The organism is Psychrobacter sp. PSi21 (assembly GCF_054960615.1).
On sequence record NZ_JBHNYR010000017.1, the window covers coordinates 23,903 to 46,135 of the forward strand.

Consider the following 22,233-nt stretch of genomic DNA (forward strand, 5'->3'; position numbering starts at 1 on the left):
TCCTATTTTATAATCATTATAGTAGTTATCATAACAATTTATCTTGATATAAAGATAGTTTATGCTATGCTTATTTTATCTTAACATAGAGATAAATAATCATGTCTGTTTTAACTCCTACCATCACTCAAAACAAACGGGTCTCCGCCTACGGTCTGGATGTATTGCTCACCATGCTCGCGCCCATATTTTGGGGCACAACGTATATCGTTACCACGCAGTTTTTGTCGCCTGATAAACCACTGTTTGCGGCGCTGATGCGGGTACTGCCAGCTGGAGTATTGCTGCTGCTGTTTACCCGCAGACTGCCGCAGTCTGGTCAGTGGGGACGTATGATGATCTTATCGTTTTTGAATATTTGCTGTTTTCAAGCCTTGTTATTTGTCTCTGCTTACCGTTTGCCTGGGGGCATTGCCGCGGTGATTGGCGCGGTGCAGCCATTGATTATCATGGTCTTGCTGTGGCAAGTGGATCGTATCGCGCCGCGCCCGGTAACGTTACTGGCAGTATGCGGCGCAATCGTAGGGATGGCGATGCTACTGGTCACGCCTGCTGCCACATGGGACAGCATTGGCCTGCTTGCGGCGCTTTTGGGCGCGGTATCGATGGGTGTTGGTGTTTATTTGACCAAGCGCTGGAAACCTGCGGTGAGTAACCTGACCTTTACGGGCTGGCAGCTGCTATTTGGTGGTTTGATGCTGTTACCAATGGTGTTGACGATAGAGACTGTACCGACGTCACTGACGCTGAGTGAGCTTGCAGGATATGCTTATTTGGCGGTATTTGGCTCGCTGATTGCTTATAGCTTATGGTTTCGCGGGATTGAAAAGCTGCCCTCTGTTGCGGTCTCTATTTTGGGCGCGCTCAGCCCTATTACTGCGACGGTTATTGGTTGGCTGGTACTGAGTGAGCAATTATCGCTATTACAATCGGCAGGCTTTATCTTGGTATTGCTTTCGGTGTTTGTGGTGCAGCGTTCTGGTAAATGAGGACAGGTGCGGCCAGATAGTTCAGATGGTTTCGATAACTGGCAAAAAAAGCGAGACAAGTCATGGCTTGTCTCCGCTTTCTAGATCATAAAAACGTCTATGACCTTAATGCGTCAATACGCGCCGCCGCGCTTAGCACCGCTAAAATAGCGGCGGTGGTACTGTTGGTATGAATGCCCACACCAAAACAGACGCCCGCGACATTGGCAACGGACAGCTCGATAATCGCGATCGCTTCTGCATCATTGCCTTGATTTAAATTACGTTCTTTATAAGACATGACGGCAGCTGGCATCGACAAAGCATCTAAAGTCGCGGCAATAGGGCCGTTGCCTCTACCTTTGATTTGTCGGTGCTCACCACGTACCGATTGCAAATCCAGCACCACTTCTTGACCTGATGAGGTTTCAAACAGTGAGTGCCGCTGATAGCCGTATATGCCCAGTGCCGTTTCAGGGCGCAAATACAAATGCGCAAACACTTGCCAAAGCTGCGCGCTTGATAGCTCGGTTTCAGCGCTATCGGCTTGTTTTTGTACTGCTGAGCTAAGCTCAATCTGCATACGGCGCGGCATTTGAACACCATAATCTTGTGCCAACAAATAGGCGATACCACCTTTTCCTGACTGACTGTTGACCCGCACGATGCCATCATAAGTACGGCCAATGTCTTTTGGGTCTATTGGCAAGTATGGCACACGCCATAGGGCATCCTCTTGCTGCGCTTTAAAGCCTTTGGCAATGGCATCTTGATGAGAGCCAGAAAAAGCGGTAAAAACCAAATCGCCAGCATAAGGATGACGAGGATGCAACGCAATCGCGGTGCAGTCTTCCACAGCGGCAGCTAAACCCGCAATGTCCGAAAAATCCAACTGTGGGTGCACACCTTGGGTATACATATTTAAGGCGACGGTCACCAAGTCCAAATTACCACTACGCTCACCATTACCAAACAAGCAGCCCTCGACGCGATCAGCGCCTGCCAGTAATGCTTGCTCAGCACAAGCCACCCCAGTACCGCGATCATTGTGCGGATGTACCGATAAAATGACTTGCTGACGGTTGTGTAAATGGCGGTGCATCCATTCAATCTGATCGGCAAAGACATTGGCAGTGCTGACCTCCACAGTGATGGGCAAATTGATAATCATGGTTTGTGTCTCGTTCTCAAGCCATTCGTCCATTGCCGCATGACACATTTGCAACGACACGTCCAGCTCCGCCATACAAAAGGTTTCTGGCGAATACTGTAATATCCATTCGGTCTCTTGAAACGCGGCCACGCGCGCTTTGAGGTAACGGACATGCTCGCGTACCAACTGCTCAATTTGTGTAACAGACAATCCAAATACCATTTCGCGCCACGCGGGGGCAATGGCGTTATACAAATGCACGATCACGCGCCGCGCTCCGCGCATACTCTCTACCGTGCGGTCAATCAAATCACGGCGCATTTGGGTCATGACCATGGGCGTGACATCCGTCGGTATCAAATCTTGCGCAATGAGTTGACGACAAAGATCAAAATCTATTTGCGAGCCTGCAGGAAAGCCAACTTCTATTTCTTTAAACCCTACCCGAACCAGCTCTTGAAACAGCCGATGCTTTTTTGTCAGATTCATCGGTTCAAACAACGCCTGATTGCCATCGCGCAAATCGGTAGACAACCAAATGGGCGCTTTGGTAATGGTGTTATCAGGCCAGCGGCGCGAACTGAGCTGGACACGAGGGGCAGGGACATATTTACGGCTGGGATCAGCTAACATGGTAACTCTCCTAACAATCAAAGACAGATGGATAGGGTAACGATTTACAGTGGTGTCTCACTATCTATAATAGAGCGATATATATAGCAAAAAGGACAATGATGAGCAAAACTGCCGAAGATATCCGCAAACTCAAACAGTTTGAGTCCTCACCCTTGCCGCTACATGCCATCGCGGTGGACTATGACAAAGGACACGTCATCATGCCGCATAGCCACGAGGGTAGCGCCCAGCTGCTCTATGCCATCTCTGGCACCTTGCTGGTTGAAACGCAGGCAGGAAGATGGCTGATTCCGCCCAATCGCGCCGTATGGATCGCCGCGCAAACGCCGCATACCGTGGTCATGCGTAGCCATGCCAAGGTACGTAGCTTGCTGGTTAAGTCAGACAGCAGAGCGGACTTGCCCAAAGTCAGCTATGTGATGAACGTTTCTGCCTTACTCAAAGAATTGATTTTGGCCGCCACGCTGCTGCCTGTGGATTATCAGGCAGATACCCATGCCAATTTACTGGTAGGCTTGTTATTAGAAGAGTTAAAACGGAGTAACGCGCTAAATTTATTGCTGCCGTGGCCTGATGAGGCGCGTTATCACAATGTCTGCGAATACCTGACCCATCACCCCAGCGATGCGCGCACTATCCCTGAGTGGGCCGATGAGCTGCATATTTCTGCCAAAACGTTTGAGCGGCAGTTTTTACAATTAACGGGGCTCTCTTTTGGCAAGTGGCGACAGCAAGCGCGCCTGCTTTATTCTTTGGAGCCGCTGAGCGAGGGCGTACCTATTATCGAGATCGCTTTTCAGTTTGGCTATAGCAGTCACAGTGCTTATAGTACCGCTTTTAAACGATTTTTTGGTCAGTGCCCCTCTGAGTTTGTGGTTGGGGAGAAAAGCATCATTTAGCATCACCGCCTTTTCTGAGCCATACCTATATTAATAATACATGAATAAAATTCATCTTATATTAAAATAGTATCGTTTTTATTCATGTCTAGTTTTGGGTATGATTCACCCATACCGACATTTTGTTCTATTTTAAATATAAAAGTGGTGAGTCATTATGAGTAAAGAGTTTAGCTGTTCGATTAAAAGCATCCGTTTTGATGAAAACTATCATCCTGCTGACAGCACACGCCTAACCACCAATTTTGCCAACTTGGCGCGCGGCGAGCAGCGTGAAGACAACCTACGCAAAACGTTGACCATGATTAACAACCGTTTCAATGCCCTCGCGCATTGGGACAATCCAAATGCCGATCGTTATTCGGTCGAAATCGACATCATCTCTGCCGACATGGATATTGAAGGCAATGGCGAAGCGTTCCCCATTATCGAAACACTGAAAACCACCATCGTCGATCACAAAGAAAACAAACGTATCGACGGCATGATTGGCAACAGCTTCTCCTCTTACGTGCGTGATTATGATTTTAGCGTGGTATTGCCAGAGCACCGCGACCAGCAGTTAGACTCGCTCACCCCTGATAATTTTGGTGAGCTGCACGGTAAATTGTTTCAGTATTTATTGAACTCAGAGGCTTATAAAGCCAACTTTGACAAACAGCCAGTGATCTGCCTGAGCGTCTCGACCAGCAAGACCTATTACCGTACCACCAATGTGCATCCCGTATTGGGTGTGGAATACAAGCAAGATGAGTACTCGTTGACCGATGACTATTTTTATAAAATGGGCTTGGTTGTACGTTACTTTAAGCCTGAGGGTAGCGCGGCGCCACTCGCATTTTATTTTGCTGGCGATCTGACCCGCGACTATACCGACCTTGAGCTGATCAGCGCCATCAGCACCATGGAGACCTTTCAAAAAATCTACCGCCCTGAGATTTATAATGCCAACTCTAGCGCGGGTCAGGTCTATCAGCCCAGCCTCAACTATCAAGATTATTCATTGACGCAAGTGGTGTATGATCGTGTTGAGCGCAGCCAGATGGCGGTCAAGCAAGGCAAATTTACCGAAACGCATTTTATCAAGCCGTATCAAACCATTTTGGAAGCGTGGGCAGCCAACTATGCGGTCAACCAAAACGTTGCCTAGCCGATTGCCTAATAACGATAACAACGCATCTATAAAAAATTGATAAGAAAGAAGAATCATTATGAGCCTATTACTACCCACCTCGACCGCTGGCAGCTTGCCAAAACCCACTTGGCTGGCGGAACCTGAAAAAATTTGGTCACCGTGGCAGCTGGACGGTGAGGATTTAATCCAAGCCAAACAAGATGCGCTATTGGTGTCGCTACAAGAGCAGGTACAGGCAGGGATTGATATCGTCAGTGATGGCGAGCAGACCCGTCAGCACTTTGTCACCACGTTTATTGAGCATTTAGACGGTGTGGATTTCAATCAGCGCGAAACCGTACGTATCCGCAATCGCTATGATGCTAGTGTGCCAACGGTCGTGGGCGGCGTGAGCCGCCAAAAGTCTGTGTTCGTTGATGATGCCAAGTTTTTACGTCAGCATACCGACAAGCCGATCAAATGGGCGCTGCCTGGGCCGATGACCATGATTGATACGCTTTATGACGACCATTATAAAAGCCGCGAAAAGCTGGCGTGGGAATTTGCCACCATCCTCAATCAAGAAGCCAAAGAATTGGAAGCAGCTGGCGTCGATATCATTCAGTTTGATGAGCCCGCCTTTAATGTGTTCTTTGATGATGTCAACGACTGGGGTATTGCCACCCTTGAGCGCGCGATTGAAGGGCTAAAGTGTGAAACGGCGGTACACATCTGCTACGGCTACGGCATCAAAGCCAATAACGATTGGAAAAAAACCCTTGGCTCAGAATGGCGTCAATACGAAAAAGCCTTTCCCAAATTGCAGCAGTCTAAAATTGATATCGTGTCGCTTGAGTGTCAGAACTCGCGTGTACCGATGGATTTGATTGAGCTGATTCGTGGTAAAAAGGTCATGGTTGGCGCGATTGATGTGGCGACCAACGACATTGAAACGCCTGAAGCGGTCGCGGATACCTTACGTAAAGCGCTACAATTTGTCGATGCCGACAAGCTGTATCCTTCAACCAATTGCGGCATGGCACCACTATCACGCCAAGTGGCAAAAGGTAAATTGCAAGCGCTGAGCGCAGGTGCTGACATCATTCGCCAAGAGCTGGCAGGCTAAGCGTACGACAAGCGACTATTGAAAGTTGAGGGATCAGTGATGAGTGAAGCAAGCAATTTTAGAGATGCCATGTCACTGCTGACGACGGCAGTCAACGTGGTCACTACCGCAGGCGCGGCAGGCGAGCATGGGTTTACCGCTTCAGCGGTGTGCAGTGTCAGTGATAGCCCGCCGACCTTGCTGGTCTGTATGAACCAATCCTCGCGCTCGCACACGCACTTTGTGGACAATAACGTCTTGAGTGTCAATGTGCTTGGCGCACATCATGAGCACCTATCTAATGTCTTTGCCTCCAAGCTTGAGTCAGATGAGCGCTTTACCCACGGCGCATGGCATACCTTGGTCACAGGCGCGCCTGTGTTAGACGATGCGCTGGTCAGCTTTGATTGCGAGATTGAGCAAGTGCAAGCGGTGGGTACGCATAGCGTATTTATGTGCCGCGTCGTCGCGATTAGCCAAACTGACAGACATGCTGAGGGTGGAGATGGGTCAGGCGAGAGTCTGGTTTATTTCAACCGTCGCTATCATCCAGTCGGTCAAGTCCGTCAAATAGACATGGCTTAACCGTATCCTTCTATCCTCCAACCAAAAGTAACGATTCTGTGGAACTTATCATATTTTTAATCATTGGGGCCTTAGCAGGCTTTGCGGCGGGGCTGTTCGGCGTCGGCGGCGGCACCATCATCGTGCCGCTGTTGTTTATCGTTTTTACCCAAATGGACTACAGTCCTGATACCGTGATGCATTTGGCGCTGGGCACCTCGCTTGCCACCATTATCATCACCTCTATCAGCTCGCTCATGGCGCACAACAAAAAAGGCGGGGTCATGTGGCCGGTCTTTAAAAACCTAACCCCAGGTTTAGCCATCGGCTGCTTTTTGGGGGCAGGGATTGCAGGGCAAATATCAGGATTGTACCTTCAGCTGATTGTGGGCGTGTTTTTGCTGTGGGTTGCCTATAAGATGTTTACGGGCGGCAAAAAGAAAACAAAGAGCAGCGCCCAGCATACCGATGCCGCGTTGCCATCAAAACCGAAGCAACTGGCAGCAGGCGCAGGTATTGGTATTGCCTCCGCTATTTTTGGTATTGGCGGTGGCAGTTTAACCGTGCCCTATCTCACGCGTTATGGTGTGGTGATGCAAAAAGCGGTGGGCACATCTGCAGCCTGCGGTCTGCCAATTGCCATCGCAGGCGCGCTGGGTTTTATGATTTTTGGGATGCAGGCCAATATCAATGTACCTAATGCGATTGGCTTTGTGCATATCTATGCCTTTTTAGGTATCAGTATCATGAGCTTTTTTACCGCCAAGCTGGGCGCAAAGGTTGCGCATATCTTATCACCAGCGCTACTAAAAAAATGCTTTGCGGTGCTGTTGACCATTGTAGGGTTTTACTTTCTTTATAAAGGGCTTTTTTGAGGGTCTGGATTGGTGTGTCTAAAGGATAAAGCTCATTCACAGGGTTATAGTGTCTAAGGCTGTAAATCATGTATCGCTTAGTACTCTGATATAAGTGGTTTTATTGATTTGGTCTATTTTGGGTGGTTTATTGATAAGTTTGAGTGGTAAGGTAACTGGTTCTACTGGGGTATACCTGAAATAGACCGCCTATACATTCTTATATTCTAATTAAAAAAACTCTTATAATAGATGCCGAGAGCTTTTTAATGATACCTCTGTACTGAGTAACGTATATCGGAAACAATTATGAATATTGAAATTCACGGCGATAAAATATTGACTGAGTTAGAATTTCATAACGAAATTGCGCGTCAGTTTGATGTGGAGCTCTACTATGGTAAGAATCTTGATGCATTATGGGATCTATTAAGCGGGGGTGTAGAGAGACCAATTAATTTAATATGGTTCAATTCGACTACTTCAAAAGAAAAGCTGAGTTGCTTTGAAAAGATAGTTTTTATTCTCGAAAAAGTTAAAAACCAGGACGAGCAATTCAACTTGGAAGAAAAGTTTGCTTATACCTTAACTTAGTTCTGCTAGCTATCTTAGTTGTTAATAAAATACTATATATATTAGGCATACAACGCATAGTTCGATGCCTGTATAGGGAACCAAACCTTGAGCAATCATATTTTGGCTTCTTTCACTGATTATTTTAGATAAATTTAAGCTTTAGCACGCTCCACCCAAGAAAACGCTTCCAAGATACCCATCCATTGATCGTCCAGTCCTGCCTTTAGCAGCAGTGGCTCACCAGTGACGGGATGATTGAGCGCCAACGTCTGAGCATGTAGCAGCATCCGCGTACAGTCATACTGGGTGCGAAAAAAGCGCGTGTGCCGTATATCACCGTGGCTGGTATCACCCACGATATGATGAAATACATGTCTCATGTGCCGACGCAGTTGATGCTTGCGTCCCGTCTCAGGTATTAGGCGCACAAGGCTATAGCGGCTGGTGGGATGCTTTTTTGACACTGCAAATGGCAGCTCAATTTGTGCCAAACTTTGCCAATGAGTTACCGCCTCTTGAGCGGGTTTGTCCACATTGGCAAACTTATCGGCGATGGCGTCAGGCTTAAAGCTGAGCGCATAATCGATCGTGCCATGCTCTGGCATAAAACCGCGCACGACCGCCAAATATTGCTTGGTTACCTCGTGTGCAGTAAAGGCTTCACTCAAGGTGCGCGCCACAGCGGAGCTTTTGGCAAATAATAATACACCCGATGTTGGCCTATCCAAGCGATGCACGGGAAACACATGACAACCGACCGCATCACGGGTCAGCTGCATGGCAAAGCGCGTCTCGCCTTTATCCAGCCAGCTGCGATGCACCAGTAGTCCCGCTTCTTTATTAATTGCGACCAGATGCTCATCTTCGTAAATAATGTCGATTTGGCTTGCGGTACTGCTTTGGGTTTCCATATTCTCTGTGTCCGTGCTGTCTATGTTGCTATTGTATACAGGTTGGCCGCTTTCTACCTTATCACGCAAAAAAATCTCTCATTATCTTTGGATTTAAATAGTTCAACAGTAGTCGGATGATTGAGCGCTAGCGTCTGAACATGTAGAAATTCAAAAAATTGTCTTTACAGCTTCAACTCCAACGGACAAAGCCATCATGAAAAGCGCTGTCCTAAAACGGCTGTATATTCATGAGTCAGTGCATGATGAGTTATGTGCAGTCTTGGCTAAGATTGCTAAAAGCATGAAGACGGGTAATGGGCTTGATGAAGATACCGACAGAGTGACTTCAAACCACTATTTTCACAGAAAAACATGACAAACCTTATTATTAGTAGTTTTAAGGCGACTACATTTAAAAATGTGCTGATTGATGACATGTTCTAGTATTTTAGGAAAGTAGGCAATATAATTCTAATCTAGTATTACCTATTAATGATTAGCTAGCCAAAGATAATATTAATATCGCTTTCTAATAAACATTTATATGAGATTCCAATATGAAAAACTTTTCCGTCTATGTATGGCGCTCAGAAGATCTCGCGGTAAGAAATATAAATAAAGAGGGTTATTTAGGGTTTTATAGTATTAAACGACGGTCGCCAGAAGACAATGAAGGACTCATTGCGGTAGCAAAGTCTATAGAGTTTTGGGCAAATCAGCAGAAAGAGAATAAAAAAAATAAAGATGAATGGGATGATATTGAAGGTCTTAAAAATTATAGTGATTTTTTTATCGAAAACCCAGCAGGCTGTTTGATAGTCACTCATTTACCTAGAGAAGACTTTAGTAGTTTTTTGAATATTATTTTAACGGCCGCTTCAAAATATAAGTTGATGGTTCATGATACATGGTCTGATAAGTTTTATTTTCCCAATGGGGTTAGTCAACCTGAATACAAATCATACTATGAACAACCTGAAAATTTTTACAGCATAGAAGAGGTCTATCACTGTTATAAGCATCGTAAAATTAGCTATGGTCGTAGTGATGCACATTTAGGTAATTTCAATAAAAAATTGGTATCAGTCGTTAAGTTATTACTTTGTCATTATTTAGATGAAAATAAAATAGATTATCAATTGTCGGTCACCCAAATTAAGAACAGTATACAATTCATTTTCAAACTACCAGACAGTGAGGTATATTTTGATGTATTAGTAGCTAGAGGCAATGGTGGGCTGAATTCAGGAGTAAAGCTCCGACCGACTATTCGTATTAAACCAATTACTGATCTATTAAAATCTAAACGCATGGCAGGTATATTTCAACGAGATTTAGTTAATATGGTAGATGATGAGTTAGCATTGCTCTTAGATTTTCATGTCAATGAGAAGATGAAAGGTGATAGAAGTGCCATCATGAATTTTGATTTTTTAGAAAAACAGCTTAAGTCAGACTTATCTATGCTAACTAAATTGATATGCAGTCAGCCTTGTTTATCACAGATTCTTGATAAGTTCTGGGATGCCAGTAGTGAATGGCATAACTACCTTTGGGGTGAGTTTTTTTATAAAAAAGATCCTGATTTTATTGATCGCCGTATCAATGTATTGTTGATAGCAAAGCTAGTGGATCATCCAAAATTACCATTAATGATATCTAAGCAAGAGCAAGTTTTTGATCAATACTATGACTGGAAGAAAAAAGTATTTAAGCTAGATCAGCAAACCATAGAAAATCATAAAGATAAGGCTGTAGAGTTCTGCGATTTTTTATTAAAATACTCTTTAGATGAAAGTTTGTAAGATTTCTAAAGGATAATGATTATGAGATAGATTTTGCGCCTTAATTATCTAATCAATCAAAAAATATCAAAGAGACTACCACAGAGGTCAGAAACATCTGTGTATGACTTTAGTCTTTACAAGCAGGCTTGTCCACATTAGCAAACTTATCGGCGATGGCGTCAGGCTTAAAGTTGAGCGCATAATCAATCGTCCCTTGCTCTGGCATAAAACCGCGCACGACCGCCAAATATTGCTTGGTCACCTCATGGGCAGTAAAGGCTTCGCTCAAGGTGCGCGCCACAGCGGAGCTTTTGGCAAATAATAATACGCCTGATGTTGGCCTATCCAAGCGATGTACAGGAAAGACGTGGCACCCGACTGCATTACGGGTGAGCTGCATGGCAAAACGCGTCTCGCCTTTATCCAGCCAGCTGCGATGCACCAGCAGCCCCGCTTCTTTGTTAATCGCGACCAAGTGCTCGTCTTCATAGATGATGTCTATGTGGCTTGCGGTACTACTTTGGGTTTCCATATTCTCTGTGTCCGTGCTGTCTATGTTGTTATTGTATACAGGTTGGCCGCTTTCTACCTTATCACGCAAAAAAATCCCTCATTATCTTGGAATTTAGATAATGAGGGAGTAAGTATACTGAAATGTCGTATGATAGAAGTAAGCAACAATATATGATGGAAAGCGGTTGATTTTAGTTCTAGTGCTAAATAGCAATAAAATCAAAAATACATATTTGTGATAGTGATGTCAGCAAGAGTAGTACCACCAAATATCATCAGACCCTGTGCGCCTAATGAGGCTATTTGCTTATGCGTTTCTATATTGTCTCTATTGGGAATATAAATATGTGCCTTTCCCTTTGAGGCAACCAAAGCATCCCGACGGGTTATCGTACAGCCGAGTTCATCAATATACTCTGGGTAAATAATCCAAACCTTATCTGGCTCGTCAAGGTATTTAAAGTCGGTAAGAGCACCAGCTATAAGTTTTATTCCATGCACAGCCTCATACTCCACCTCAAAGTCAGGTTGTATCCCTCTATCAATACAAGACAAAAAGTTATTATGTAGTACTCTTTGCTCTTCAACCAGCTCTTTTATTCGCTCTTTACTTACTTTTATTTCCATATCATTTACAACCATCAGAGGCTAAATATTAGAGTTTATCATCAATATCAAGGATTTAATTTAAATAAGGCAGATACGTTTTGAATCTGGTACGATTTACACTCATAATAGTGCTATTGTATAAATGTTTTTATCTATTAATATCATAGTTATTTACTTTAGTAACTTTTAATTCTGCTAAAATATTGTTATAAAAAGTCATATAAGCGGTCAAGCCCACTGAGAGTTTAGCTCTGTGCAGCTCAACATTATTTTTATTTAGAATCCACATCTCGGCTTTTCCTTGCAAATCTGGCGTCACTCTTCTATCCATCATGACAATGCCGTCTGCATCTAAAAAGTCAGGAAAAATCATCCATACGTTTTTGTCTTCTTTGCTGTATTTGAAGTGACTCTGCATACCAATATAAATAGGGTAGTGCGTACTGGTATAATGATATTCAACCTCAAAGTCAGCTTCCCGTTTTAGGCAGTCTGACCATGGCTCATACCATGGATGAGCTTCAATAGCGGCTTTTCTATGTTGTTCTTGGCGTTCTAAATCTTTGTATAAATGCCCTTTTTCATAGGTCTCTTTGTCTTTTTCATAACTGCTGGCGTGTTTGTTTTTCATAACGTTTACTGATTCCAGTTCATTTTGTTGAATGTTTATTAAGTATTATCGGACTGGTTCTATCCTGCCATGAACCCATCTGTGTAAACTTACCCATTCAAATATGTACCTATATATTAGCAAACATAAAAAATCCTCTGCTACCTAATAAAAAGATAGCAAAGGATCTCACGTGATACAACAATATTTTTATAAAATAAATATATAAATTGTCATAGAGTAATTACCTATCATACTAATTTTTTTTCTAAGTTGTTGATTTTATTAATAGTGAGAGCGTTATAAAAATAATTACTTATCATACTGAGTAAGCTCAGCGAGCATCCTATTTAGCAAATATAGTAATTACTTATCATACTAACTATGTCTATAATTCGACTTTCTACAATTGATGTCTGAACATTAGAAGAAGCGTTGGTCAATTATCTTCAAGTATTACCTTAGTATAGTGAGCGTGTAGTAGCGCTGTTACTTCTTCGTTAGTTGCAATTTTACCTTCCACAAAGTCTTTGAAAATATGCTGAGTATCTGGGTTAATAGGAAGGTTGTCTACTGCGAAACTGGCCGAAGTAATAGCGCTAATACGGCGTCGTTTTTCTATTTCTTGTTGGCTAACGAGGATAGGACGATCATCAGTAATTGATGTTTCAAATTTAGAATCTTCCATACTAGCTCCTATTATTAATAACAAATTTGCTCAGCAAGTTATATAGTTTTCTATCTAGACAATCTTTCTCTTACTGATATACCTTATTTGGCTAACTTAATTGTATTAAGGATTTAAACATTGATAAATTATGATTATTTGATATCAAAAGCTATTGTGACCGAATAATTAGTGCTTCTAGCATTTCCGAGAACTGCATAACTTACTTGCTCTAAAGCTCCCTGGAACTTATATGGACTAAATAACTCATCAATAGTGTAGTGAAAACCACCATCAGCTACTCCAAATACATAATCAAAAAATATTTTGGCCATCGCAGACTGAGGATGACTGGAGTCGCGATAAGCGCTATTGTGAGACCAACTACCACTATATATTTTACCGAAAACCCTTTCTATATTACCAGCAATAGAGTTTGAAGCATGTCTTCGAGTAATACCTGGTTTTTGCATGTATGCAGCAGCATTTTCAACAGACTTCCAAATTATATAATGCATCGTTGATACAGAACATTCGGCCAAACATGCTCTGAAAATACTAACTAGCTTGTCACCAATAGGCGGTGCTAGATCATTCAGTCTTGATCTAGTAATTAAGTAGCTAAGACACTCTCCCAGCTGCACCTGTTCACACCAGTTCTTGAATTGATTATCTGCTACTAGAGCACTGACATCTTTCCTAGATTTAGCGTTTATCATGATCCTAGTAAGATGCTCAATACTATAAGTAAACTCAAAGATCGCTTGATAGAAATCTATTTCTAACTCTTGTTCTTCGTTGATAGTTACGTATTCGTAGCTATTTTCGGGAGCTAATATGAGCAGATTTCGGTTAAAGAGATGATGTAGTATCTCTTCATCTAATTTAGAGAACGGTGATAAAGGCAATGATAAATTGTCACGTAGAGAGACTGTATTCCTTAAATTATCTGTCCCTATACTCTCTACAGTCGCTGCGAGTAGAAGCTTATCCACATCTTCAAGTTCAGTGACTGAAGGAATACTGCTTAATTGAATGCTTCTGTATTGATTAATGTACTCTAGAGCGGTCTGTCTTCTCTCTTCTGCTAAGCGGTCTTGTTTAAGACGATACTCTAAGTACTCTTGATCCCTTCTTTTTTGAAGCGCTTCCCAGCAATCATCACACCGCCATCTAATAGGGTCCAATCGAATTAGCTGTGAACGAGTATAGCAAATCTTAGTTGTACCGCAGTCTATGCATTGGCAGTCTAGTACGACAAGATGAGCATTTATTTTAACGATACTAGGTATATCTTGATGCTTAAAACCAAACTCTTGACCTATCTCTTTACAGGTATATATAAAACCACTTCGTTTATCGGCTTCTCTTAACCAGTACTTCTCACAGATAAGCTTATTAGTTTCTGTTATATCTGATTGATACTCTAGTTTAGTTTTCACGCTTACCTCTCAATACCGACTATATCCCGTGGATATTGTAGCTTACCACTGTGAGTATTGCTATCTTTAGCAGTGGTTAATGAAATGACAACAGATGATCGCATGATTGCCTTTGGAAAGCGTGTCCGTGAGATGCGTAAAAGCAAAGGAATATCTCAGGAGAGGCTAGCAGAGATGGCAGGTATTGATCGTAGCTATATGGGAAACATCGAGCGTGGTGAGAAAAATATTACGTTGAAAAAAGCTTACGAGATATGCGATGCGTTGGATATTGGAATACAAGATTTAGTCTGAGGTTCTGACTAAATCTCATGAAATTAGATACTTCCAGAAATTGATTTAGTTGTAAGAAAGAGCTGGGTATATAAACTTTTATTTGACGCCCTTGAATACACTCTAATAAACATAAACACCTAATAAAATAGCATGTTATAAATAGTTTTATTATATCAGTCTATCTTAAGTAGTCTATTGATAAGCTTGGAGGGTGAAATAACTGGTCCCGTTAGGGTGAGGGTATACCTTACTTATCAAATAGCTCTAAGCTTAATTCATCATCTAAACTAACCACTTCATTTCTTATATTTTTTAAATTTTCAATAGCTTCTAATATATAATATAAAACCCCTATTAAACCATCTCTATTATCGTTAGTCCGATTAGTTGAAATACTTATTTTTATTTCATTATTTATGCGCCTATGATCATAGCCGTAGTCATCATTTCTAAAATTACCTACTTTGAAGTGTTTTTTATAAAAACTAAAAATATCAGTTACAGATTTAAATCTTGAATCATGACGAACTAAACGTTCAATTTCATATATGTCATAGTTATCATCAAATATATACCTACTATAGACTGAATCTTCCATATTGAAATTTGTAAGACGCTTTCCTTCATTGGATATTTTGCATGTAGACTTTGCTAATAACTGTTCATAAATATTTTTTACATTACTTTCAAAAGATAATAGCTTATCCAATATAACTGTATCTTCAGAAAATTTATCTTTATTATATGTGTAAGAACTTACAATATAAACAAATAAAATGTCCACATAAGCAGATAAGAATTTTTTAAATCTGTCTATATCTTCTGTTTTAATTTTACTAATATCTAAATTATTTATTTCATTTTTTATCTTTATATTAAATTTAGTAGAAGCTTCTAAACATATATAAAAAAGTTTGTCTACATCCTTTTTATAAGTATTACATGTATTGAAGTAGTCCGTAACTAAGCAATAAGCTTCCTCTAGTTCATCATAAGTATCCTTTTGGCGATTTAACAATATGCTTTCAATGATAGGTTTCAAGTCGGCTTTATAGATATAATTATTGTTTACTTGTATTAAAGTGTAAGGTATACGTAGACTCATTTCATTTTCTTTATGAATGACTTTGACTATTCGACCACTCTTTACATCTCTAATTTGAACTCCGCTATTAACCATAGATCCATTTTTAAGTCCTTTATCAATATCCGCATCACTTAAAATAATTTTATCCATATCAAAAACATCCAGAAATATCTATCAATTTGATTTGTAGTTAAGCAAAGTTCTCAATGCTTACAATCTAGGTTTCATATATTTCATTTGACGATTGTCAAAAGCTCGCATAGTTCCTTCTAATACATCAACCACTTTGTTATTAATGATACTACATTCGATTGCTCCTGAACTATAACTAATATTATGGCTATCAGAACGAATGAATTCGCAGTGAATAATTTGTTCTGCATCACAAACTACTGCTAAATTAGGATTATGAGTAACCATAATTATTTGCCGCCTATGTTTTGCCTCTGTTAATACAGGAACCAATAGACTAACAATTGTTTCATTGTCTAAGTTCTCTTCTGGTTGATCCAAAACAATAGGGTTATCATCTTTATCTACCAATAGATAGAAAATCAAGAGTAAAGCACCTCTTTGGCCTGGTGAAAGCTGGCTTATTTGAGCATCTTGAAACATCAAAGTGTATCTAGGGTCTAGATATTCTAATCCAAATATTAAATCATAGACTTCGTTAGTTGTTCGGCCTTTTCTCAATAAGGATTCTATACCTGGTAAAGTAGAAGCTGCATCCAGTTCATCATGGAGCTTTTGGACAAACGCTAGAAGAGACGACTTATTGCCTATATCATACGTATTTATCATATCTTTTAATAATGATAAGCTTTCACTCTCTCCCCTAAATTTACCAGTATTTTGTTTTACTAGGGCAAACAGCTTATCGTAGATAATCTGAGCGGTGCTTATTATTTCTGATTTAAACTGTAGTTTATACTCATCGCGTATTAGTTCATTATTTTGAATTAACTCTTGGACAGGTTTGAAAAGGTTCTCTCTATTCGCACGTTGCTCATCTAGAAGGTCAAAAATCTGTTCAGTAATACTCATTCGCTCGGCTTGTAAGCTAACTCTCTCCAACGGTAGTTGATTTAACTGTTGAAGTCGATGAGTTAAACCCTCTACTGTATCTGGCAAGTCTGGTGTACCTACAATTTCCAGTTTTTTCACTTGCCAAGATTTTAATAACTCTAGATATTGTTGATAAGCTAATTGTGGTCCATTTAGACTAGTATTCAATAGAGTTCTTCTGGATATTAAGTCTTCTGTATTTATATTAAAGGTTTCATTATCAACTTTTATAGCTGCAATTCTAGTAGAAACATAGACGTCTACTTCTGATAGTATTTGCTCTTTTATTTCTAACGAAACTAACGCTTCAATGTCTAAATCTAAAGTTATAGCACTAGTCAAATACTCAGCTTTAAAGTGAGCAATAGAACGCTTAACGACTTCAATTCCTTCTTTAATATCCGAAGAAGCTTTCTCTTTCATAGCAAGTTTAGTCAACTCAACTCTATGGCTTGCTTTTTGCGTAGAAATAGCCTCTATTTGTTGTTCAATATCTGTCAGCTTATCAGAAATTACTTGTTCTTCTTCAGTTGTTTCACTAGTTGGTTCAGGCACTTCTTCAGGTTTAACCTTTATATGCTCTTCGAGCAACCTATTTTTCTGAAGCAATTCTTCCTCAATAGTTTTACGAGTCTCGTCTGACATTTGTACTTCAATAGATGATATCTTTCGATTAAGCTTATGTAGCTCATCTCTTAAACTATCAAATAGCTCTCTTAAAGCTCTTTCTTGTTGTTCGATGAGCTGTTTAAAATCATGAGCCCCTAATCTAGTAGTCTCATCAGAATGCGAAAAAATAACAGACCTTAGCTCTTGTTCAAAAGCGTCAGAATGACCATCAACATGAGCATTGCATAATTCCTCAAAGTGTCCTTGTGGTATGTATTTTACATACTCCATATTTTCATTTGCTGGATTTTCATTTAAGTTTTTTTCTAAAACTTTTTCATCTCCCCATGTTACTTGTCCTATAAAATGCTTCGCTGGTTCACCCATTTTACCTCTAAAACGATTCTCTTTTAAGAATGAAAAATGTTTACTTTGCTTTGAGTTTCCTAACAATGCAATGATGTCTGCTAAAGCACTTTTGCCACTCCCTTTATTACCAATAATAGCAACTAGATCAGAACTTAAATTCAGTTCGGTATCTTCTAACCAACGGTCATTAAATGTTGACTGCGAAACTTTTGCTACTTTAATTTTATCTATAAATATGCTTTTATTATCTTTGATCATTTGCAGTTTTGGTGGAATTACTCCGATAAAAGAACGTTTTTCAGGTTCTCTTATCGCCTGCTGTAAGCCATGAAAAGTCGGATTCGCTTTTATCCAAGTAGCTTTTCCTGATGGATAGTGACCATAACCACGACGATTGTCATTCCCTGGAATACCGATAAATTCATGAGCATCACTACCAGCAACAGCTAATCTTGGTATATTCCCTAAAGAATTTTGGAAGTCTTTTATCCACCTTTTATTCCCCTCTGTTTTTAATCCCACAAAAGCAGCCCGCAAATCAATATTTCGCGTTTCAAAAATAGGAGAATGTTCAAAAAGCTCTAGGACATATGAATAATGATCTTTCCAATCTACATCAGCCAATCCGTCATGAGTACTAAAAGGCATAAAGCCTAGGACTAAATCTTTTGGTACGTTTCTAAGCGCCTCTTTATAACTCTCACACTTTATTTCGGCAATCGTAGAACCAGCCATTAAAGCTATAGCATCATCTCTATCAACATCTTCTTTTTTATACCCTTTACTTTTAAGAAAATCTCCCCCAACAGTTCTTGCTAAATTTCTCAATGCGTAATTAGACAAGGGCCGATCGATAATCGCAACCTTTAAATCAGCCTGAAAATCATTTAAAACTTGATCATCTACTTCATTTGAAAAAATAGCATGAGCATTGAGACGCCCTTCCATAGGTGCTACAAGTCTTAGCTCTATCCCTGGAAAGACTGTTTTAGTTAATTTTGGAGCATCATCTTGAGCTAAACGATGTTTTAAGGCGAACCAACCATCAAAAGTCCAATAATCCATGATTGCAAACACTTCTGGCTCTGCCGAATTAAGCGCGTGAATCATTTCATCGACTAAATCCGTGTTTTGAGAAGAACAGGGATCACCATTAAATTTTTGGCCATTCCAATGAAATGAAGCAGGTGTATGAATATGTAGATCCCATTTCCGCCATTCAGAGCCTCTGGGGTATTTATTCTTCATTAGTACTTCCTGTTTTTTCTAAAACTCTAGAATATATTGAATTCCAAACAAATATGATTTACATGCATCACTTTCTAATACTGCCAATCAAACCTTCCCACCCACACCTTTAAACTTCTCAACGAAAGCAGCGATTTTCTGTAAAACACTTTGCTTCTTGGTTAAATATTGTGGGTTGAGTGGGCTCAACTTAGGTAAGATAGCATTCAGCTCTGTACCGTTCTCACTAGCGTATTCACGCTTTAGAGAAGCGGTAATATACCGCTTAGCGGCATCTTCATTCAGATTCTCATCAGTAATCATATCTCTCACTTCACGTTGCTGCTCTATCTGAGCATAGCTAAAGAATGCATCAATGATACTGGATTTGTCAGGAATGTTATCTAGGTTGGTTTGATTAATGAAATCGACCACCAAACTCTCTTTAGCACGATTGCCAAGGCTTGCTCGAATCAAACGTCGCACTTCTTCAACCAAAGCAGACTTATCCTTAGTATTTTTATTATGCTCAAAAATTAGCTCAAGGATATAATCTAGATTGATTTCCTGTGATTTGAGCAAGTCTATTTCAAAGACAACCTCATCCCAATCAATCGAAGACTCATCTTGCTGGTCACCCGCTTTTTCACGACGTAGCCAATCACGTATATCGTTATAGGTAGAGCGATAATCTTGTACGGTACGTTCAGCAGGCACTTTAATAGCTTGCATCGCGGCTAAGTCATCATCGTTTAGGTAATGCTCATCCTTAAACGTCTCAACTGCCTCAGCGTCACTCACATCTAAGTCTTGCAGTGCTTTTAGACTTGCAAACTCATCATAGTTTTGTAAGATGTTCTCGACACGTAAATACTCCCCAAATAACTTAGCAAAGTCCTTCTTATCAGACTCTTTCACAATCTCATCAGGGTTAGGGAAGCGTTGCTGCAGCTCTTTGACCACTTCCAAATAACCACGGCGCGCTGTACCTGCGGCGATATCGGTAAAGCCTTCTAGGTATTCTTTATAGCTCTTCTCTAGCACCACGTTTTTAGTGTTTCTATCACCAAACAAGGTGATGGCGTCAATGGTCGCTTTTTCTAAGTCTCGAAAGGTCACAATATTGCCAAAGGTCTTGGTAGCATCATAGATACGGTTGGTACGTGAGAAAGCTTGTATTAGGCCGTGGTAGCGCAGATTCTTATCCACGAATAAGGTGTTCAAGGTAGGGGCATCAAAACCCGTCAAGAACATGCCAACGACAACCAGTAAGTCCACTTCTTGATTAATGACACGCCCTGCAAGGTCGCGGTAGTAATTTTGGAAGGATTTGCTGTCTACACCATAATTGGTTTTAAACATCGTGTTATAGTCGCCAATAGCACTGCTTAAAAACTCTTTGGCACTGCTGTTCATAGCAGTGGGTTCAAAACCTTCATCAGGAATGTCCCCCAATGCATCTTGCTCTTCATTGGCGGCAAAAGAGAAGATAGTGGCGATCTTTAACGGCTTGTCACTGTCCTTTTGCAACTGATTCAAGGTTTCATAATAGGCTTTAGCAGCGTCTACACTACTAACAGCAAACATAGCGTTAAAGCCTTTACCACCAGACTTTAGACGATGGGTTTTCTGCCTAAAGTGCTTTAATATGTACTGCGATATCTCATTGATACGATCAGGGTGCAATAACAGCTGCTTGTTTTCTGCTGCGGTGAGCTTCGTCTCGTCCTGCTCGCTTTCAATGCCGCTAAACTGGGGCCGTACATCGTTGTAATCGACTTTGAACTTCAATACCTTTTCATCACGAATGGCATCAGTGATGACGTATGAATGCAGCTCATGACCAAACACTCCAGCGGTAGTCTCAGCTCCTAACGCGTTCTCAGGGAAGATTGGCGTTCCGGTAAAGCCAAACTGATAGAACTTTCTAAACTTCTTCTTTAGGTTCTTTTGAGCTTCACCGAACTGGCTACGGTGTGCCTCATCAAAAATGAACACTACTTGCTTATCGTAGATGGATAAGTGACCTTCACCTTTAATCAAGTTGTTCAGTTTTTGGATGGTGGTAACAACGATTTTATTATCGTCTTTTTCAAGGTTTCGTTTAAGTCCTGCGGTACTGCCTGAGCCATTGACGCTATCAGGGGAGAAGCGTTGATACTCTTTCATGGTTTGGTAATCAAGATCCTTACGGTCTACCACAAAGAAAACTTTATCAATGAAGGGCAGCTCAGTGGCCAAGCGTGCGGCTTTAAAGCTGGTTAAGGTCTTCCCTGAGCCTGTGGTATGCCAGATAAAGCCGCCACTCTCAAGGCTGCTCCAGTTCTTAGAATGATAGGCGCTGTTTATCTTCCACAGAATGCGCTCAGTAGCCGCTATCTGGTAGGGACGCATAACCAATGAGGTGTCACTCACATCAAAGACGGTGTAATGCATTAGTACGTTGAGTAGGGTATTTTTTTGAAAGAAGGTGGCGGTAAAGTCTTTTAAGTCTTTGATTAGGGTGTTATCTGATCTCGCCCAGTTCATGGTGAAGTCAAAGCTATTTCTATTGCGCTTAGTAGTGTTGGCAAAGTAGCGGGTGTCTGTACCGTTTGAAATCACAAACAGCTGAATGTATTTATATAGGGAGTTATCAGAGTTAAAGCTCTCTTTGCTATAACGATGCACTTGGTTAAAAGCTTCACGGATGGCAACGCCACGCTTTTTTAGCTCAATCTGCACCAGCGGCAAGCCATTGACCAAAACAGTAACGTCATAACGGTTCGCCTGTGAGCCTGTTTGGGCAAACTGCTTGATCACCTGTACTTTATTGCGTGGGATGTTTTTCTTATCGAGTAGCGCGATATTTTGGATATGACCATCATCAAACACGAAGTCATGAATATGATCATCATGAATCTTACGCGCTTTATCGGTGCTGTTATCGCTAGGATTATCTAGATAGTCCATCACAAAGCGTTGCCACTCATCATCCGTGAACTGCATGTCATTTAAGGCTTGCAGCTGAACACGAACATTGGCCAGCATTGTTTTGGGGGAGGTTAAATCAGCGACAAACTCATAGCCTTGGTTTTGTAGGTCTTTGAGTAATTCGCGCTCTAAATCATCTTCAGTTTGATAGCCACCATCGGGCTGGTCACATTTGGTATATTTATTGAGGACGATAAAGTTGTTAGATTCAGCTATGGTTTTGTTGTGTTCAGTCAT

At 41.1% G+C, this 22,233-nt stretch carries 19 protein-coding genes; 9 read left to right on the forward strand and 10 right to left on the reverse strand.

The annotated features are described in order from the left end of the window. Nucleotides 1–101: 101 nt before the first annotated feature. Complete coding sequence (locus ACFI32_RS11615) at nt 102–989, forward strand: EamA family transporter (RefSeq protein WP_462626754.1); 888 nt, start codon at nt 102–104, stop codon at nt 987–989. Nucleotides 990–1,086: 97 nt separating this feature from the next. Here the strand turns inward: ACFI32_RS11615 and ACFI32_RS11620 are convergent, their stop codons facing one another. Continuing rightward, the gene (locus ACFI32_RS11620; protein ID WP_462626755.1) at nt 1,087–2,754 is read right to left on the reverse strand and encodes a 2-isopropylmalate synthase; all 1,668 of its coding nucleotides are present in this window, start codon (nt 2,752–2,754) and stop codon (nt 1,087–1,089) included. A 101-nt stretch (nt 2,755–2,855) separates the two neighbouring features. On the opposite strand from ACFI32_RS11620, the gene ACFI32_RS11625 reads away from it, so the two are divergent. From ACFI32_RS11625 to ACFI32_RS11650, 6 genes are all read left to right on the forward strand, one after another. Continuing rightward, nucleotides 2,856–3,656: an AraC family transcriptional regulator gene (locus tag ACFI32_RS11625; protein WP_462626756.1), complete on the forward strand. Its 801-nt coding sequence runs from the start codon at nt 2,856–2,858 to the stop codon at nt 3,654–3,656. A gap of 157 nt (nt 3,657–3,813) precedes the next feature. Continuing rightward, nucleotides 3,814–4,806: a DUF1852 domain-containing protein gene (locus tag ACFI32_RS11630; protein WP_462626757.1), complete on the forward strand. Its 993-nt coding sequence runs from the start codon at nt 3,814–3,816 to the stop codon at nt 4,804–4,806. A 61-nt stretch (nt 4,807–4,867) separates the two neighbouring features. Next, nucleotides 4,868–5,896, forward strand: a complete 1,029-nt coding sequence (locus ACFI32_RS11635) for a methionine synthase (RefSeq protein WP_462626758.1) — start codon at nt 4,868–4,870, stop codon at nt 5,894–5,896. Nucleotides 5,897–5,935: 39 nt separating this feature from the next. Next, nucleotides 5,936–6,460, forward strand: a complete 525-nt coding sequence (locus ACFI32_RS11640; protein WP_462626759.1) for a flavin reductase — start codon at nt 5,936–5,938, stop codon at nt 6,458–6,460. Between the two features lie 38 nt (nt 6,461–6,498). Next, a complete protein-coding gene (locus ACFI32_RS11645) occupies nt 6,499–7,314 on the forward strand; it encodes a sulfite exporter TauE/SafE family protein (protein WP_462626760.1) in 816 nt (271 codons plus the stop codon). Between the two features lie 288 nt (nt 7,315–7,602). Continuing rightward, nucleotides 7,603–7,887 (forward strand): barstar family protein, encoded by a 285-nt coding sequence (locus ACFI32_RS11650; RefSeq protein WP_462626761.1) that lies wholly within the window; start codon nt 7,603–7,605, stop codon nt 7,885–7,887. 134 nt (nt 7,888–8,021) lie between these two features. Here ACFI32_RS11650 and truC read toward each other — a convergent pair whose 3' ends face one another. Continuing rightward, nucleotides 8,022–8,780, reverse strand: a complete 759-nt coding sequence (gene truC / locus ACFI32_RS11655; protein WP_462626805.1) for a tRNA pseudouridine(65) synthase TruC — start codon at nt 8,778–8,780, stop codon at nt 8,022–8,024. A gap of 539 nt (nt 8,781–9,319) precedes the next feature. On the opposite strand from truC, the gene ACFI32_RS11660 reads away from it, so the two are divergent. Beyond that, nucleotides 9,320–10,567 (forward strand): hypothetical protein, encoded by a 1,248-nt coding sequence (locus ACFI32_RS11660; protein ID WP_462626762.1) that lies wholly within the window; start codon nt 9,320–9,322, stop codon nt 10,565–10,567. Between the two features lie 109 nt (nt 10,568–10,676). Here ACFI32_RS11660 and ACFI32_RS11665 read toward each other — a convergent pair whose 3' ends face one another. The 5 genes from ACFI32_RS11665 to ACFI32_RS11685 form a co-directional block, all read right to left on the reverse strand. Then, a complete protein-coding gene (locus tag ACFI32_RS11665) occupies nt 10,677–11,150 on the reverse strand; it encodes a pseudouridine synthase (protein ID WP_462626763.1) in 474 nt (157 codons plus the stop codon). A 131-nt stretch (nt 11,151–11,281) separates the two neighbouring features. After that, a complete protein-coding gene (locus tag ACFI32_RS11670; RefSeq protein WP_462626764.1) occupies nt 11,282–11,689 on the reverse strand; it encodes a hypothetical protein in 408 nt (135 codons plus the stop codon). A gap of 130 nt (nt 11,690–11,819) precedes the next feature. After that, the gene (locus ACFI32_RS11675; protein WP_462626765.1) at nt 11,820–12,302 is read right to left on the reverse strand and encodes a hypothetical protein; all 483 of its coding nucleotides are present in this window, start codon (nt 12,300–12,302) and stop codon (nt 11,820–11,822) included. Between the two features lie 418 nt (nt 12,303–12,720). Beyond that, nucleotides 12,721–12,969 (reverse strand): antitoxin VbhA family protein, encoded by a 249-nt coding sequence (locus tag ACFI32_RS11680; protein ID WP_462626766.1) that lies wholly within the window; start codon nt 12,967–12,969, stop codon nt 12,721–12,723. 134 nt (nt 12,970–13,103) lie between these two features. Beyond that, nucleotides 13,104–14,390, reverse strand: a complete 1,287-nt coding sequence (locus tag ACFI32_RS11685; protein WP_462626767.1) for a hypothetical protein — start codon at nt 14,388–14,390, stop codon at nt 13,104–13,106. An 84-nt stretch (nt 14,391–14,474) separates the two neighbouring features. Here ACFI32_RS11685 and ACFI32_RS11690 point away from each other — a divergent pair, with 84 nt between their 5' ends. Further along, nucleotides 14,475–14,684, forward strand: a complete 210-nt coding sequence (locus ACFI32_RS11690; RefSeq protein WP_462626768.1) for a helix-turn-helix domain-containing protein — start codon at nt 14,475–14,477, stop codon at nt 14,682–14,684. A 229-nt stretch (nt 14,685–14,913) separates the two neighbouring features. Here ACFI32_RS11690 and ACFI32_RS11695 read toward each other — a convergent pair whose 3' ends face one another. The 3 genes from ACFI32_RS11695 to ACFI32_RS11705 all read right to left on the reverse strand — a co-directional run bounded on the left by ACFI32_RS11695 (nt 14,914) and on the right by ACFI32_RS11705 (nt 22,233). Continuing rightward, nucleotides 14,914–15,903: a hypothetical protein gene (locus tag ACFI32_RS11695; RefSeq protein WP_462626769.1), complete on the reverse strand. Its 990-nt coding sequence runs from the start codon at nt 15,901–15,903 to the stop codon at nt 14,914–14,916. Between the two features lie 60 nt (nt 15,904–15,963). Beyond that, entirely contained in the window at nt 15,964–19,044 is a 3,081-nt protein-coding gene (locus tag ACFI32_RS11700) for a TrlF family AAA-like ATPase (protein ID WP_462626770.1), read from the reverse strand. Between the two features lie 87 nt (nt 19,045–19,131). After that, nucleotides 19,132–22,233, reverse strand: a complete 3,102-nt coding sequence (locus ACFI32_RS11705; RefSeq protein WP_462626771.1) for a type I restriction endonuclease subunit R — start codon at nt 22,231–22,233, stop codon at nt 19,132–19,134.

Excerpts from the sequence above, each read along its gene's own strand:
- ACFI32_RS11690 (WP_462626768.1), top strand. The coding sequence starts at position 14,475 with ATGACAACAGATGATCGCATGATTGCCTTTGGAAAGCGTGTCCGTGAG.
- ACFI32_RS11670 (WP_462626764.1), bottom strand. The coding sequence starts at position 11,689 with ATGGAAATAAAAGTAAGTAAAGAGCGAATAAAAGAGCTGGTTGAAGAG.
- ACFI32_RS11705 (WP_462626771.1), bottom strand. The coding sequence starts at position 22,233 with ATGACTGAACACAACAAAACCATAGCTGAATCTAACAACTTTATCGTC.
- ACFI32_RS11630 (WP_462626757.1), top strand. The coding sequence starts at position 3,814 with ATGAGTAAAGAGTTTAGCTGTTCGATTAAAAGCATCCGTTTTGATGAA.
- ACFI32_RS11700 (WP_462626770.1), bottom strand. The coding sequence starts at position 19,044 with ATGAAGAATAAATACCCCAGAGGCTCTGAATGGCGGAAATGGGATCTA.
- ACFI32_RS11680 (WP_462626766.1), bottom strand. The coding sequence starts at position 12,969 with ATGGAAGATTCTAAATTTGAAACATCAATTACTGATGATCGTCCTATC.
- ACFI32_RS11660 (WP_462626762.1), top strand. The coding sequence starts at position 9,320 with ATGAAAAACTTTTCCGTCTATGTATGGCGCTCAGAAGATCTCGCGGTA.
- ACFI32_RS11620 (WP_462626755.1), bottom strand. The coding sequence starts at position 2,754 with ATGTTAGCTGATCCCAGCCGTAAATATGTCCCTGCCCCTCGTGTCCAG.
- ACFI32_RS11695 (WP_462626769.1), bottom strand. The coding sequence starts at position 15,903 with ATGGATAAAATTATTTTAAGTGATGCGGATATTGATAAAGGACTTAAA.
- ACFI32_RS11675 (WP_462626765.1), bottom strand. The coding sequence starts at position 12,302 with ATGAAAAACAAACACGCCAGCAGTTATGAAAAAGACAAAGAGACCTAT.
- ACFI32_RS11635 (WP_462626758.1), top strand. The coding sequence starts at position 4,868 with ATGAGCCTATTACTACCCACCTCGACCGCTGGCAGCTTGCCAAAACCC.
- ACFI32_RS11625 (WP_462626756.1), top strand. The coding sequence starts at position 2,856 with ATGAGCAAAACTGCCGAAGATATCCGCAAACTCAAACAGTTTGAGTCC.
- truC (WP_462626805.1), bottom strand. The coding sequence starts at position 8,780 with ATGGAAACCCAAAGCAGTACCGCAAGCCAAATCGACATTATTTACGAA.
- ACFI32_RS11650 (WP_462626761.1), top strand. The coding sequence starts at position 7,603 with ATGAATATTGAAATTCACGGCGATAAAATATTGACTGAGTTAGAATTT.
- ACFI32_RS11615 (WP_462626754.1), top strand. The coding sequence starts at position 102 with ATGTCTGTTTTAACTCCTACCATCACTCAAAACAAACGGGTCTCCGCC.
- ACFI32_RS11640 (WP_462626759.1), top strand. The coding sequence starts at position 5,936 with ATGAGTGAAGCAAGCAATTTTAGAGATGCCATGTCACTGCTGACGACG.